This window comes from Streptomyces sp. SA15 (assembly GCF_002291145.1).
GTDB lineage: Bacteria > Actinomycetota > Actinomycetes > Streptomycetales > Streptomycetaceae > Streptomyces.
Genome location: NZ_NTGE01000211.1, coordinates 71,143 through 83,502, shown reverse-complemented (window position 1 = coordinate 83,502; position 12,360 = coordinate 71,143). Strand labels below are relative to the sequence as shown.

Genomic DNA, 12,360 nt, shown 5'->3' with positions numbered 1-12,360 from the left:
TGACGCGCAAGTGGACGTACCCAGGCGCCTTCGATCTGGGTATGTTCCTCGCCGTCAGGGCAGCCACCGCGTCCTCGAGGAGTCGAGACCCGTGTCGGAAAACAAAGATCCCCACGTAGCTGAGCAGGCGGCGAGCGTTGAGGGCGTGAAGTTCGTTTACGACTTCACCGAGGGCAACAAGGACCTCAAGGACCTCCTCGGCGGCAAGGGCGCGAACCTCGCCGAGATGACCAACCTGGGCCTTCCGGTGCCTCCCGGCTTCACGATCACCACCGAGGCCTGCAAGGTCTACCTCGACAGCGGCGACGAGCCGGCGGCACTGCGTGACGAGGTGAGTGCGCACCTCGACGCCCTGGAGCAGCGCATGGGCAAGAAGCTGGGCCAGCCCGACGACCCGCTGCTGGTCTCGGTCCGCTCCGGCGCGAAGTTCTCCATGCCGGGCATGATGGACACGGTCCTGAACATCGGTCTGTCGGACAAGTCCGTCCAGGGCCTGGCCAAGCAGGCCGGCGACGAGCGCTTCGCCTGGGACTCCTACCGCCGCCTCATCCAGATGTTCGGCAAGACCGTCCTCGGCGTCGACGGCGACCTCTTCGAGGACGCGCTGGAGAAGGCCAAGGAGGCCAAGAAGGTCACGGTGGACACCGAGCTGGAGGCCGCGGACCTGAAGAAGCTGGTCACCCGCTTCAAGAAGATCGTCAAGACCGAGGCCGGCCGGGACTTCCCGCAGGACCCGCGCGAGCAGATGGACCTCGCCATCCACGCGGTCTTCGACTCCTGGAACACCGACCGCGCCAAGCTGTACCGCCGCCAGGAGCGCATCCCGCATGACCTCGGCACGGCGGTGAACGTCTGCTCGATGGTCTTCGGCAACCTCGGCCCGGACTCCGGCACGGGTGTGGCCTTCACCCGCGACCCTGCCTCCGGCCACCAGGGCGTGTACGGCGACTACCTGCAGAACGCCCAGGGCGAGGACGTGGTCGCGGGCATCCGTAACACGGTCCCGCTGGCGGAGCTGGAGACGATCGACAAGAAGTCGTACGACCAGCTGATGCAGATCATGGCGACCCTGGAGAACCACTACAAGGACCTCTGCGACATCGAGTTCACGATCGAGCGCGGGCAGCTGTGGATGCTGCAGACGCGCGTCGGCAAGCGGACGGCCGGGGCGGCCTTCCGTATCGCGACTCAGTTGGTCGACCAGGGGCTCATCGACGAGGCGGAGGCACTCCAGCGCGTGTCGGGCGCCCAGCTGGCCCAGTTGATGTTCCCGCGCTTCGACGAGGACACGAAGGTCGAGACGGTCGGCCGGGGCATCGCGGCGTCGCCGGGTGCGGCGGTCGGCAAGGCGGTCTTCGACTCGTACACGGCGGTGAAGTGGTCGCGTTCGGGCGAGAAGGTGATCCTGGTCCGCCGCGAGACGAACCCGGACGACCTGGACGGCATGATCGCGGCCGAGGGCATCCTGACTTCGCGCGGCGGCAAGACCTCCCACGCGGCCGTGGTCGCGCGCGGCATGGGCAAGACGTGCGTGTGCGGTGCGGAGGAGCTGGAGGTCGACACGAAGCGCCGCCGGATGACGGTGCCGGGCGGCCACGTGGTGGAGGAAGGGGACCTGATCTCCATCGACGGGTCGAGCGGCAAGGTGTACCTCGGTGAGGTGCCCGTGGTCCCGTCCCCGGTCGTGGAGTACTTCGAGGGCCGGATGCACGCGGGCGCCCAGGACGCCGACGAACTCGTCGAGGCCGTACACCGGATCATGGCGTTCGCCGACCGCAAGCGTCGCCTGCGGGTGCGCGCCAACGCGGACAACGCCGAGGACGCGCTGCGCGCCCGTCGTTTCGGCGCACAGGGCATCGGCCTGTGCCGCACGGAGCACATGTTCCTCGGTGACCGTCGCGAGCTGGTCGAGCGCCTCATCCTGGCCGACACGGAGGCCGAGCGCGAGGAGTCGCTGAAGGAGCTGCTCCCGCTCCAGAAGCAGGACTTCGTGGAGCTCTTCTCGGCGATGGACGGCCTGCCGGTGACGATCCGTCTCCTCGACCCGCCGCTGCACGAGTTCCTGCCCGACATCACAGAGCTCTCGGTCCGGGTCGCCCTGGCGGAGTCCCGCCAGGAGCCCCACGAGAACGAACTCCGTCTCCTCCAGGCGGTGCACCGGCTGCACGAGCAGAACCCGATGCTGGGGCTCAGGGGTGTGAGGTTGGGCCTGGTCATCCCCGGCCTGTTCACGATGCAGGTACGGGCGATCGCCGAGGCCGCGGCGGAGCGCAAGTCGGCGAAGGGCGACCCGCGGGCCGAGATCATGATCCCGCTGGTCGGCACGGTCCAGGAGCTGGAGATCGTCCGCGAGGAGGCCGATCAGGTCGTCGCGGAGGTCGAGGCGGCGACAGGCACGGAGCTGAAGCTGGCGATCGGCACGATGATCGAACTGCCGCGCGCCGCCCTGACGGCCGGTCAAATCGCCGAGGCGGCGGAGTTCTTCTCCTTCGGCACGAACGACCTGACGCAGACGGTGTGGGGCTTCAGCCGGGACGATGTGGAGGCCTCGTTCTTCACGGCGTACCTGGAGAAGGGCATCTTCGGCGTCTCCCCGTTCGAGACGATCGACAAGGACGGCGTGGGCTCCCTGGTGAAGCTCGCCGCCGAGGCCGGCCGCGCCACCCGCCCCGACCTGAAGCTGGGCGTCTGCGGCGAACACGGCGGCGACCCGGAGTCGGTCCACTTCTTCCACGAGGTGGGACTGGACTACGTCTCCTGCTCGCCGTTCCGGATTCCGGTGGCGCGACTGGAGGCGGGGCGGGCGGCTTCGCAGTCGTCGGGGAGTGACCACCGGTAGGCCTCACGGCCTCCACTGAACGCCGGAGACGCCGCCTTTGTCCCCGACCCTCACCGACGGGGCGGCGATTCCGGATCACGAAGAGAGGGCGGCACCCTTGTGCGGGGGTGCCGCCCTCTTGCTTGTGGGGCGGCGGGCCGTCCCATGCAGGAGAGCACATTCAAAAGAGCCAGAGCCTCGGCGCCAGGGGATCCCGGCGGTGCGCTGTAGAGCACGAGGCGCTGGTCGCGGTCCGTGAGCGTGAGGGTGTCGCAGTCGACGGTGATCTCCCCGACGACCGGGTGGCGGAAGGTCTTCGTGAGCATCGGCGCGGCCTGCACGTCGTGCCGCTCCCAGAGCCGGGCGAACTCGGGGCTGGCGTCGCGGAGTTCGTCGACGAGGCCGGTCACCGCGGGATCCGTCGGGTAGCGGGCGAGGGTGACACGGAGCTCCATGACGACGTGGTGCCGGAACTCGGCGGCGTCGGAGATCCCGTACAGCGTCGTGTCAGGTCGCGCCGGCCCGAGGAATGCCCGGCGCGCGAGATTGCGGTCCTTCGGGGCGACCTCGGTGAAGTCCTCCATGAGCGCGGCCGCGAGGTCGTTCCACGCGAGCACCTCGAGCGCGGCGGAAATCACGAAAGCGGCCGTCTGCGGCAGCCGCTCGAGGAGCGTGAGGATGCTCGGGCGGACGTCGCGCCGGTGCACCCGGGTACGGGTCGGCGCCGTACCCGCGAGGACGTGAAGGTGGTCGGACTCGGCGTCGGTGAGCCGCAGCGCGCCTGCGATCCCGGCGAGGACCTCGCCCGACGGCCGCGGTGCCCTGCCCTGCTCGAGCCGGACGTAGTACTCCGTGGAGATGTGCGCGAGGACCGCGGCCTCCTCGCGGCGCAGACCCGGTGTCCGGCGTCGCGGTCCGGAGGGGAGGCCGACGTCCTCCGGCCGGAGCCGCTCGCGACGGCTACGGAGGAACGCCCCGAGCTCCTGCTTGTTCATACCCCAAGTCTGCACGCTGCGCGGCGACGGATCCTGGTACCGCCTGTGCCTGCATCCGGCCTGGAGGCCGGGCTGACACTGCCGTCATGACGAACAACATTGACATCGCACCCATCGGCCTGCTCACCGGCAAGGTTGTGTTCATCACCGGCGCCAGCCGCGGCATCGGGGCGGCCGCGGCCCGGCTCTTCGCCTCCGAGGGCGCCGCCGTCGTGCTCGCCGCCCGCAGCACGGACGCCCTCGACCGCATCGTCACCGAGGTCCGCGCCGACGGAGGCGTCGCCGACGCCGTCATCCTGGACCTCGCCGACCGTGCGAGCATCCGCGCGGCTGTCGACCGCGTCGAGGAACTGCACGGACGGCTCGACGGCGCCTTCAACAACGGCGCGGCGATCCAGCAGCCCGGCCCGCTCGACACCACGAGCGACGAGGACATCGACGAGCAGTTCGCCGTGAACTTCCGCTCGCACTGGACCGCCATGACCGCCGAGGCCGCACTAATGCGACGGAGCGGTGGCGGGGCGATCGTCAACACCTCGAGCATCGGCAGCCGCCGCGCGAATCCCGCCCTCCCCGCATACGGCGCCATGAAGCGCGCGCTCAACAGCATCACCGAGACCGCGGCCGTGACCTGGGGCCGTCAGGGCATCCGAGTGAACGGCATCACCCCCGGCGGCACCGCCACGGAGATGATCGACGCCTGGGAGGCCGTATCCCCGGGCATCATCGAGCGCAATAACGCGGCGACCCCACTCGGCCGCATGGCCGAGCCCCGCGAGGTGGCCGAGGTGGCCGCGTGGCTGCTCAGCGACCGTGCCTCGATGGTGACCGGCGCGATCGTGCCGGTCGACGGCGGCGCCGGCGCCTGAAAGGGAGAGCTCGCAGATCAGGTGGTGTCCGCTGCCTGTCGGGCGGTGGCCAGTTCGACTTCCTGGACCAGGATCGGCTTGCCGCCCAAGAGGGGATTCCCGCCGCAGTGGTCGAAGTGAAGGTGGCAGTTCACGACCAGAGAGATGTCGCCGAGGGTGACTCCAGCCGCCGACAGGGCCGCCTGCAGCGCACGGCGTTGGGGTCGGTAGTGCGCTTCGGTCTCGGCGTCAGCGCTGCCGATGCCGGTGTCGAAGAGAATCAGTCCCTCGTCGTGTTGCACCAGATACGCGAGCACGGGTTCAACTCGCGGTTGCGGGCCGCCTGTTTCCGAAGCCGGCCTGATGAAGTAGCCGAGGTCGAGCCGACGCACCGCGGTGTTCTTCGCCATGCGGCTGTCCTGGCAGGCTGCGGTGTGCCGTCCAGCCGTTCTGCCGACAGCAGATCGCGGCGTGCAGGCGATCGCCTGAGCGGCGCCCGAACAGCTCTGCGCCATTCCGGCTTACGTGAAGGCCCAGCCGCTCCACCGCTCGACCCGAACGGCGACCACGGGACCCTTGGGAGGGGAGTCCTTGTACTGCGCGTACTTGCCGCACAGCAACTCCACCGCGCGCTGCCGTTCCCGTCCGTCCTCCAGCACCTCCCCGCGGCCGTCGGCGCGGGCCCACCACAGCGTGGACCAGTCCTCGGCGTAGTGGTCGACCAGGACCGTCACCGAGGGGTTCTCCTTGATGTTGCGCAACCGGCGCAGATCCCACGTGCTCTTGGGCTTGTGGTCGATCGCGAAGTACAGGACGTCGTCCTGGACGACGAAGGTGACCGGGACCGCGTGGGGCACCCCGTGGGCGTCGGCTGTCGCCAGCCTGGCGACGGGGCGCGCAACGAACCGTTCCCGGGCGGCGAGGGGCGAGAGCCTCATGTGTTCCACCGTAGTGAGGGGCTGAGGGCGCCCGGCTCCCCGTGGCGAGGGCGCCGGGCGCGCTGTCGTCAGGAGTCGAGTCCGTACGTCCGCCGGTTCCTGACAGCCCCCGTCAGCGAGACGTGCGACGTCTCCGGGCCGCCAGGAGCAGGCCGCCGCCGGCGAGCAGTACGGCCGTGCCGCCGGCCGCCACGTACGGGGTGGTGTCGTCGCCTCCGGTCGCGGCCAGGTCGGTGTCGTCCTGCCGGCCGGAGGTTTCGGAGGCTTGGGACTCGGTGTCCTCGACGCCTCCGGCGCTGTCGTTCTCGTCCTCGGCGGGTACGAAGCCGGCGGGCGGGTTGTCGCAGCCGATGCCGTCTCCGTCGCGGTCGAGGTGGTCGCCGTAGTGCTCGTCGCCCTCGGCGATGTTGGAGTACCCGTTCTCGTACGCCTCGGTGCAGTTCTCGAACGGGTGGTTGCCGTCATGGGCCTCGGCGGTGGCCGGCAGGGCGGCCAGCGTGAGCGCGGCGACGGCCGCGGTGGCGGATTTGCGGAACAGGTGCACGGAGAGCCCCCAGAGTCGGTTCATAGGCAGATCCGTACCGTGATCACGATGTGGTGATCGGTCGGATTTGAGGTGATGAACGTACTGAGGGCCTCTCGATGCTGCTGCGGATTGGCGGACCCGTGATGCGAACGTGACGTGACTGGAAAGTAGCTCTCCGTATGCACGTCGTCAGGGGTGCCGCGCTACGAGCGGAATCGGCCCCTCATCTCGTGCGGAGTTCTTCTCCTTCGGGACGAACCAATGGGAACAGCGCCGACGGCGCTACGCTGCTGTGTCATGCAGGAGACGCGCCTCGACACTGCTCGGATCAGGGCGGCTCGCCGGGTGATCGACCCTGTTTTTCTCGACACTCCGCTGTACCGCTGCGAGGCGCTGGAGCCCGACCTCGGGTGCGCGGTGAGTATCAAGCTCGAAACGGCGAACCCGGTCCGCAGCTTCAAGGCCCGCGGTACCGAGGTCGTCGCGAACCTGCTCGCCGACAGCGGCCCGCGAGCCGTGGTGTGCGCCAGCGCGGGCAACCTCGGCCAAGCCCTCGCCTGGTCCGGTCGTGGCCGGGGGCTCGACGTCACCGTCGTGGCCTCCCGCTTCGCGACTGCGGCCAAGCTTGATCGCATCCGTGCGTTGGACGCCAGGTTGGAGCTGGTGGACGGCGACCACGAGATGGCTCGCGAGCGGGCGGCGGCCATCGCGCGCTGCGACGGCATCCGGCTGGTCGAAGACAGCCTGGACCTCGAGACCTGCGAGGGCGCGGCGACCATCGGCCTGGAGCTGGTGGACATGGTGCCGTCGTTCGACGCCGTCCTGATCGCTCTCGGCGGCGGGGCGCTGGCCACCGGTGTGGGGCATGTGGTGAAGGCCTTGGCGCCCGAAGTCGAGGTGATCTGCGTCCAGCCGTTGGGCGCACCCGCGATGACACACTCGTGGCGCCGGCGGCGCGTCGTCACCACCGACTCGACCGACACCATCGCCGACGGCGTCGCCGGCCGGTGTCCCATCCCGGCCGTCCTGGACGACCTCCTCCTGGTCGCCGACGACGCCGTCCTGGTCCAGGAGGCGTCGATCATCGCCGGTATGCGGATGCTCCTCGACCACGCCGGCCTCGTCGTCGAACCGTCGGCCGCGCTCGGCATCGCGGCGATCCTCGAAGACCGTGACCGCTTCGCCGGCCGACACGTAGTCACCATTGTGTGCGGCAGCAACGTCGACGTCGACGCCTATCGCCGCTGGGTCGGTGCGGCTCCCCACCACAGGCCTTGACGTAGTCACAGGGGCTGTCCCTCGCGCAGGCACACGACCGTTCCGGAGCGGGCGGCGGTGTGCAGGGCGGTGAGTGTCGGCGGGTGGGACGTGAGGGGCGTGGTCGGCAGCTCGTTCAGGGTGAAGAGGCCGTTCTTGTCGTGTTCCGGGCTGCGACTGATGGTCTGACCGGCTGCGAGGGTGCCGCCGTAGAAGAAGAAGTCGATCACCGGACCCGTTCCCTTCACGTCGGCCCGGTGGTCGTAGCCGAGAAAGCGAGGAGGGTGGTCGAGGACGATCCCGGTCTCCTCGTGCAGTTCGCGTTGCGCGGCGCTGAGCGGGTCTTCGCCGTGATCGAGCATTCCGCCGGGCAGCCCCCAGGTTCCGGCGCTCGGCTGGCCCTCGGCGTAGCGGAGCAGCAGAATCCGGTCCTCGTGGTCGAGGAGCAGCACGCAGGACCCGACGATGGCCTGCGGAAGGGTCTTGACCCACTCCGCGCGGGGCAGTACTCGCTCCACCTCAGGCCTCCCGAGTGGCGAGGGTGCGGGCCGCGGCCTGCTTCAGGTGCTCGGTGAACGCGGTCTCGGGGTCAGGAACGCCGAGTCGGTGCAGCGCCACCATCGACGTGACGATGACGTCACAGATCTCCGCCGTCACGTCGTCCCAGGTGTGGCTCATTCCCTTCCGCGGGTTCGTGCCCGTCGCCCCGATGACGGCCTGGGCGGCCTCCCCGAACTCTTCCCCGATCTTCAGCACTTGGAGTAGGCGCCGCTGTGCGGTGGGCAGATCCGCGGTGGCCTGATCGAAGAACGCGGCGAGTTCGGCCGTAGTCTTCCACGCGGTGGTGTTCACGAGGGTGTTCCTTCCGTCGAGTGGGCGGAGTGGAGCAAAGTCGCCTACCCGGAGGAACGGGCGGCCGTGCGGATAGTCACCGGTGCGGTCACGTCAAGCGTTTCGGTCACGGGGCATCCTCACCACCAGCGCTGTTCGAGCGACGTCGAAGGACGTGGTCCGATGCCGTGTGCCTTGGAACCATCAGGGCGTGTGAGGCCACTTCGGCCCGGTCAGGCCCGTTCGGCGCGGTTCGGTGCCTTCAGGCCGGCAGTGCCGGGGCCTCCCGGCGTCGCGCGCCCGGTCTGCCGACCGGGTGGCCGGGTGGGGGCGGTTCGGCCGAGCGCAGGCGGACCACCGCGTCCAGCCCGCCCGTGGCCGCCGCGCGCAGGCTCGCCTCGCCGCCGCTCGCGTGCGCCAGGCGTTGGACCAGCGCGAGCCCGAGGCCGGACGCCGAGTCCGCCGAGGGCGAGCAACATCCATACGTGGTGTACGCGTTCGTGCACCATCTGCGTCGGGACCGTGAGCCATACGGCACCTTCCGGGCGGGCGCCCTGGCCGACCGGCGCGCGGAGACCGACAGGTACTGCACCGTTCTCAAAGGCTGAGCGGGAGTGAGTCCTGCTGCCAGGACGCATGCTCAGCCGCGTGCCCCGAACGGTGTTGGGCACGCTGGTCGCCCGCGTTCGCTCCGCGTCCGGGCGGCAGGCATCTGGTGCGTGGTCCGGGTACGTGGGGGCGGGATCCCTCACGCCGCCGGGTCTCCGGTCCGGCCTGGGCGGTCCGATGCCCGCAACGATCTCTCTGGTCGTTACGGGGCGGTGCCGTCCGTCGCCGGATCGGATGCCCGAGGGCGCGCCTTCCGATCGCCACGGCTGCCGCGTCGTGGCGAGTGGTCTTACGGTTCTTGCTGGTCAGGGGCTGCTGCCAGTGCTGGGCGCCCCACTTCGAGGTGTAGGCCGGGTCGACCGCGACGAGCGTAACGCCCTGCTCGGCGGCCATCGACACCAGCCGGGCCTTCAGCCGCGCGGTGGGGAAGCGGGAGATCAGACGACGGAAGGGCTTGTTGCGGCCGTACCTCTCCCGGGACTTTCCGTCGGTGAAGTCGAGGTCCTCGACGGCGATGGCGGCGGCACCGCTGCGACGGGTGTGGTGCAGCAGGCGGGTCAGCGCATGCCGGATCTGGGCGTCCCGCTGCGAGGCACTGCCCGACAGGTCGTAGAAGAAACGCCGGGGCTCGCCGACCGGGTTGCCGTGGATGTCGAGCTGCCAGGCGGCGAGGTGGTCGTCGTTCATGTCCACCGCCACCACCCCCTGGGCGAGGGCCGCTTCCAGCGGCAGCACGGCAGCGGTGATGCGCTGCCAGCAGGCGGTCACATACCAGCGCCCGCGCACCGTGTCGTGGTGGATGCGGTAGGCCACCGCCCGGCTGTTCGTGATCCGATCCAGCCACTCCTCGCCCCGGTGCCTGAACACCGCAGTGGCGTCCAGGACGTACCGTGCGGGGCGTTGGCCAGGTGGGCGAGCGCGGCCGGGAGTCTGATGGAGATCTGGCCGTCCTCGGTGATGCGGATGGTCTCGTTGCCCAAGTGCTTGCCGGACTCCCCGTCGGCTGCCAGGAACATCCGTGCAGCCTGCCACCGCTGCCGCCACATCTGCTCGTCCAGCCCGGCCTGGTCCAGGTGGTGGCGCAGATGAGCGAGTTGCTTGCCGCCGCGTACCACGTGCACCCGGCCCGCCGCCCAGTCCTCCTCCAGCGCCGCCAGCCGCTCCCGCAACGCGTGCAGGCGGCGGGACTTGGCGTGCCACTCCGCCCGCGAGCCGTACCCGCGTACCAGCCCTGCCCGCTTGTCGGCTTTGGCGTGCAGTGGACGGGCCAGCCGAGCTTCGATCGTGGCGATCTGCCCGCGCAGCCACGCCATGTGGGTGGCCTGGCCGCGCCGGGCCAGCGCCCACTGGTCGTGCGTGGCCTTGGTGATGCTGCCCGCCCACCGCGCCGACGAGACACCGGAAAGCTCCCGCTTCCGGCCCGCCCATGCGGCGGCATCATGGTCCCGTCCCTGCCGGGAGCGCACCGCTAGATCCCGCGCTGCCAGCGCACCGAGGAACGCACCGACCTCCTGCAGCACGGTCGCGTCGGTCTCCGAGACTCGCAGCCGCGCCCGGATCGCCACACCCGAGGGGCCGGGCACCACAAACGATGCCGCCACCTTCCGCAGCCCGCCCACCCCTCACCCCCGGCCCGACGTCCAAGATCCGTCACCCCACCCAACGAGCCCCCTCCCCAAAGGTCACGCATTCGATAGGCAAACTCCCGTTCACCTCCCTGCGAAGCCCGTCCGCGCACCTTCGCCGACAGCACCGGCACTCAGTCACACTCGCCTAATGCGCGCTTGTGCACGGTCAAGCGGCAGCAGTTCGAACCCCGCCGATGCTGGACGTACCACGTCCGCCGTGGCGGTGCCCCGGAGCGCGGCCACGATGCCCGGGCGGGAGGCCAGCGCGCGGGACGCGTCGGCGGTCAGCGGGTGGGAGGTGGCGAGCGGCGCGCCCGAGTCGTCCACGACGACCAACTTGCCGCCGATCCGTGCGGCGCAGTGCGCCACCCGCCCGGGCAGGTTCCGCTCGGCCCGCCCGCGGCGAGGGACAGCGCGGCGTACGCGGAGACGGACTCGGCCTCGTCCGCCGCCGCGTTGACCACACGCTCCCGTTCGCCGCGCGAGTAGACGAAGCCCAGCGGGATCTCCAGGCAGAGCAGCACGAGCACGGCCAGGCTGAGATAGCTGAGCAGCAGGCGGCGGGTCATGCGCGCGCTTCCGGCCCGGTGTGCACCGCCAGCCGGAAGCCGACACCGCGCAGGGTCCGGATCCAACGCCGGATGCCCCAACTTCCGCCGCAGGGCGGCCACATGGACGTCCAGAGTCTTGGTCGGACCCTGGGACACCACGCTCGACCGGCCGTCGGACACGACCCCCGACCACCCGTCACACACCCCGCCCGACCGCCCCTGGAGCACCACCCCCACCGACCCCTCAACGCCCACCCCCACCCAGCCGACGGAGTCCCCCGGCCCCGACGCCGAGTGGTTCTACCTGGACACGCGGCCCATGCCGGACGATTACGCGCGGCGCTGACCGCTCGTAGGCTGGAACCCATCCCGTAACCGGAGGGAGTTCGGTCATGTCCGGCTGGAGTGAGAAGGACATTCCCGACCAGAGCGGCCGCGTCGCCGTCGTCACCGGGGCCAACAGCGGCATCGGGTACGTCGCCGCGCGAGAGTTGGCACGCAAAGGTGCCCGAGTCGTCCTCGCGTGCCGGAGTGAGGCGCGGGGCGCGGCGGCAAGGGGCCGGATGGTCGTCGAGGTTCGGGGTGCCGAGGTCGACTTGGCATTGTTGGACCTCGGTGACCTGGGCTCCGTACGGCAGTTCGCGGCCACCTTCCCGGAAGGGCGGCTCGACCTGCTCGTCAACAACGCGGGTGTCATGGCACTGCCGTACGGGACGACCGCCGACGGCTTCGAGACGCAGTTCGGCGTCAACCACCTCGGGCACTTCGCGCTCACCGGGCTGTTGCTGCCCACGCTGCTGGCCACCCCCGGTGCGCGCGTCGTGACCGTCTCCAGCACCATGCACTCGATGTCCAACATCGACATCAACGACCTCAACAGCGAGCGGAGCTACCGGCGTTGGACCGCCTACGCCCGCTCCAAGACCGCCAACCTGCTCTTCACGCACGAGCTGGCGCGCAGGCTGGCGGCGCACGGTTCGGACGTGGTCGCGGCGGCGGCACACCCGGGGTACGCCGCCACCAACCTGCAGACCGCCGGGCCCCGCATGGCCGACCGCAAGCTCAGTGAGTGGTTCATGCGGATCGGTAACCGGTTCTTCGCCCAGTCGGCGGACGCCGGTGCGCTGCCCACCCTCTACGCCGCCACCGCGCCCGACGTACGCCCCGACTCCTTCACCGGGCCCTCCTTGGCCGGCTGGCGCGGGTCGCCCGCGTCGTCCTGGCGGGCGCCGTGGACCCTCAACGACCAGGCGGCGGGACGGCTTTGGGACGCCTCCGAACAGCTCACCGGGGTGACGTACGACGCCCTGAAGGCGTGAGGCCGGTCACTCGCCGCCGGTCACTCCGTGCCGCCGGTCA

Annotated in this window: 12 protein-coding genes and 4 pseudogenes; 6 read left to right on the top strand and 10 right to left on the bottom strand. The window is 70.3% G+C overall.

The genetic code is table 11. The features are described 5' to 3' along the window. Positions 1-91: 91 nt before the first annotated feature. Entirely contained in the window at positions 92-2,839 is a 2,748-nt protein-coding gene (gene ppdK / locus CLM62_RS45190) for a pyruvate, phosphate dikinase (RefSeq protein WP_095755717.1), read from the top strand. Positions 2,840-2,889: 50 nt separating this feature from the next. Here the strand turns inward: ppdK and CLM62_RS45185 are convergent, their stop codons facing one another. Continuing rightward, complete coding sequence (locus CLM62_RS45185) at positions 2,890-3,813, bottom strand: helix-turn-helix transcriptional regulator (RefSeq protein WP_257004467.1); 924 nt, start codon at positions 3,811-3,813, stop codon at positions 2,890-2,892. Between the two features lie 86 nt (positions 3,814-3,899). Here CLM62_RS45185 and CLM62_RS45180 point away from each other — a divergent pair, with 86 nt between their 5' ends. Further along, a complete protein-coding gene (locus CLM62_RS45180; protein ID WP_095755716.1) occupies positions 3,900-4,682 on the top strand; it encodes an SDR family NAD(P)-dependent oxidoreductase in 783 nt (260 codons plus the stop codon). A gap of 23 nt (positions 4,683-4,705) precedes the next feature. Here the strand turns inward: CLM62_RS45180 and CLM62_RS45175 are convergent. From CLM62_RS45175 to CLM62_RS45165, 3 genes and pseudogenes are all read right to left on the bottom strand, one after another. Then, positions 4,706-5,071, bottom strand: a pseudogene (locus CLM62_RS45175) (MBL fold metallo-hydrolase); the annotation flags it as partial. A gap of 111 nt (positions 5,072-5,182) precedes the next feature. Then, complete coding sequence (locus CLM62_RS45170; RefSeq protein WP_095755715.1) at positions 5,183-5,599, bottom strand: TIGR03668 family PPOX class F420-dependent oxidoreductase; 417 nt, start codon at positions 5,597-5,599, stop codon at positions 5,183-5,185. 112 nt (positions 5,600-5,711) lie between these two features. Continuing rightward, positions 5,712-6,167, bottom strand: a complete 456-nt coding sequence (locus CLM62_RS45165) for an excalibur calcium-binding domain-containing protein (RefSeq protein WP_095755714.1) — start codon at positions 6,165-6,167, stop codon at positions 5,712-5,714. Between the two features lie 255 nt (positions 6,168-6,422). On the opposite strand from CLM62_RS45165, the gene CLM62_RS45160 reads away from it, so the two are divergent. Next, entirely contained in the window at positions 6,423-7,403 is a 981-nt protein-coding gene (locus CLM62_RS45160) for a threonine/serine dehydratase (RefSeq protein ID WP_095755713.1), read from the top strand. A gap of 5 nt (positions 7,404-7,408) precedes the next feature. Here CLM62_RS45160 and CLM62_RS45155 read toward each other — a convergent pair whose 3' ends face one another. The 3 genes and pseudogenes from CLM62_RS45155 to CLM62_RS53360 form a co-directional block, all read right to left on the bottom strand. Beyond that, positions 7,409-7,900, bottom strand: a complete 492-nt coding sequence (locus tag CLM62_RS45155) for an NUDIX hydrolase (protein ID WP_095755712.1) — start codon at positions 7,898-7,900, stop codon at positions 7,409-7,411. A gap of 1 nt (position 7,901) precedes the next feature. Next, positions 7,902-8,234 (bottom strand): MazG-like family protein, encoded by a 333-nt coding sequence (locus CLM62_RS45150; RefSeq protein WP_095755711.1) that lies wholly within the window; start codon positions 8,232-8,234, stop codon positions 7,902-7,904. A gap of 241 nt (positions 8,235-8,475) precedes the next feature. Beyond that, a pseudogene (locus tag CLM62_RS53360) lies at positions 8,476-8,664 on the bottom strand (sensor histidine kinase); the annotation flags it as partial. Here CLM62_RS53360 and CLM62_RS50535 point away from each other — a divergent pair. After that, entirely contained in the window at positions 8,588-8,821 is a 234-nt protein-coding gene (locus CLM62_RS50535; protein WP_179382494.1) for a hypothetical protein, read from the top strand. The pseudogene CLM62_RS53360 and the gene CLM62_RS50535 sit on opposite strands and share 77 nt — an antisense overlap. Here the strand turns inward: CLM62_RS50535 and CLM62_RS45140 are convergent. The 3 genes and pseudogenes from CLM62_RS45140 to CLM62_RS52510 form a co-directional block, all read right to left on the bottom strand. Next, a pseudogene (locus CLM62_RS45140) lies at positions 8,811-10,441 on the bottom strand (IS200/IS605 family accessory protein TnpB-related protein). The gene CLM62_RS50535 and the pseudogene CLM62_RS45140 sit on opposite strands and share 11 nt — an antisense overlap. A gap of 293 nt (positions 10,442-10,734) precedes the next feature. Further along, the gene (locus CLM62_RS45135) at positions 10,735-11,019 is read right to left on the bottom strand and encodes a hypothetical protein (RefSeq protein ID WP_373559245.1); all 285 of its coding nucleotides are present in this window, start codon (positions 11,017-11,019) and stop codon (positions 10,735-10,737) included. Further along, a pseudogene (locus tag CLM62_RS52510) lies at positions 11,016-11,148 on the bottom strand (helix-turn-helix domain-containing protein); the annotation flags it as partial. The gene CLM62_RS45135 and the pseudogene CLM62_RS52510, both read right to left, overlap by 4 nt. Between CLM62_RS52510 and CLM62_RS45125 the strand changes: the two are divergent. After that, the gene (locus tag CLM62_RS45125; RefSeq protein ID WP_095755710.1) at positions 11,138-11,347 is read left to right on the top strand and encodes a hypothetical protein; all 210 of its coding nucleotides are present in this window, start codon (positions 11,138-11,140) and stop codon (positions 11,345-11,347) included. The pseudogene CLM62_RS52510 and the gene CLM62_RS45125 sit on opposite strands and share 11 nt — an antisense overlap. A gap of 46 nt (positions 11,348-11,393) precedes the next feature. After that, positions 11,394-12,320 carry an oxidoreductase gene (locus tag CLM62_RS45120; RefSeq protein ID WP_095755709.1) on the top strand — a complete coding sequence of 309 codons (927 nt, stop codon included), beginning with the start codon at positions 11,394-11,396 and terminating at the stop codon, positions 12,318-12,320. Positions 12,321-12,360 lie beyond the last annotated feature (40 nt).

Coding starts and splice junctions, on each gene's coding strand:
- CLM62_RS45185 (WP_257004467.1), bottom strand. CDS start 3,813: ATGAACAAGCAGGAGCTCGGGGCGTTCCTCCGTAGCCGTCGCGAGCGG.
- CLM62_RS45180 (WP_095755716.1), top strand. CDS start 3,900: ATGACGAACAACATTGACATCGCACCCATCGGCCTGCTCACCGGCAAG.
- CLM62_RS45170 (WP_095755715.1), bottom strand. CDS start 5,599: ATGAGGCTCTCGCCCCTCGCCGCCCGGGAACGGTTCGTTGCGCGCCCC.
- CLM62_RS45165 (WP_095755714.1), bottom strand. CDS start 6,167: ATGAACCGACTCTGGGGGCTCTCCGTGCACCTGTTCCGCAAATCCGCC.
- CLM62_RS45160 (WP_095755713.1), top strand. CDS start 6,423: ATGCAGGAGACGCGCCTCGACACTGCTCGGATCAGGGCGGCTCGCCGG.
- CLM62_RS45135 (WP_373559245.1), bottom strand. CDS start 11,019: ATGACCCGCCGCCTGCTGCTCAGCTATCTCAGCCTGGCCGTGCTCGTG.
- CLM62_RS45120 (WP_095755709.1), top strand. CDS start 11,394: ATGTCCGGCTGGAGTGAGAAGGACATTCCCGACCAGAGCGGCCGCGTC.